This is a genomic window from Peribacillus sp. NPDC058002 (assembly GCF_042886655.1).
Classification (GTDB): Bacteria; Bacillota; Bacilli; order Bacillales; family DSM-1321; genus Peribacillus; species Peribacillus aracenensis.
In genome coordinates, this window is record NZ_JBHVQU010000217.1 from 1 (window position 1) to 779 (window position 779).

The following is a 779-nucleotide window of genomic DNA, read 5'->3' on the forward strand; positions in this document are numbered from 1 at the left end:
GTTTTACCTTTCTTCTCTAATATATTCATGGTTAAGTTGGTTGAATTTGTTAAATTATATTTCCCGGTTTTTCTGCTAGGTGCTATTTTTGGGAAACTGGTAGAAATAAGCGGTGTAGCAAAGAGCATAGCAAAAATAATTGTCCGATTTATCGGGGCTAAACAAGCCATTCTAGCCATTGTGATAATGGGCGCAATCCTGACATATAGCGGCGTTAGTTTGTTTGTTGCAGTGTTTGCCATCTATCCATTTGCTGCTCAGCTATTTCGCGAGGCTAATATTCCAAAGCGATTAATTCCTGCGACAATCGCAGTTAGTGCATTTACCTTTTCCATGGATTCACTTCCAGGATCTCCACAAATTCAGAATGTCATTCCAACTGGTTTCTTTAAAACAGACATTTATGCTGCACCGACATTGGGGATTATTGGGGCAATATTTATCATTTCCTTAAGCCTATTATACTTAAATCATTGTCGACATAAGGCAGCTAGAAATGGTGAAGGGTATTTTGGAATTGGCGATAAAGCTATTGATAAGGAAGCTGCCGAAGCAGAATTGGCAGCCAGTTCTGCAATATCATTGGAAACGACTAATAAGTTCGGAATGGATTCTGAAAAAGCTCTAAGTAGAAAAGACTGGCTTGCTTTTATTCCGTTGGTGCTAGTCGGAGTGATGAATAAGTTTTTTACTGAGTCTTTTCCTCTTTGGTATGCCAAAGGATTCGATTTTGCCACGATTGGATTAAAAGATTATGGTATTGTCGATATGTCTAAAGC

The 779-nt window shown here is 38.5% G+C and carries 1 protein-coding gene; it reads left to right on the plus strand.

The genetic code is table 11. The annotated features are described in order from the left end of the window. Positions 1-779, plus strand: a 779-nt coding sequence (locus ACFVSH_RS21950) for a GntP family permease (RefSeq protein WP_387707810.1), incomplete at both ends; no start/stop codon positions are given.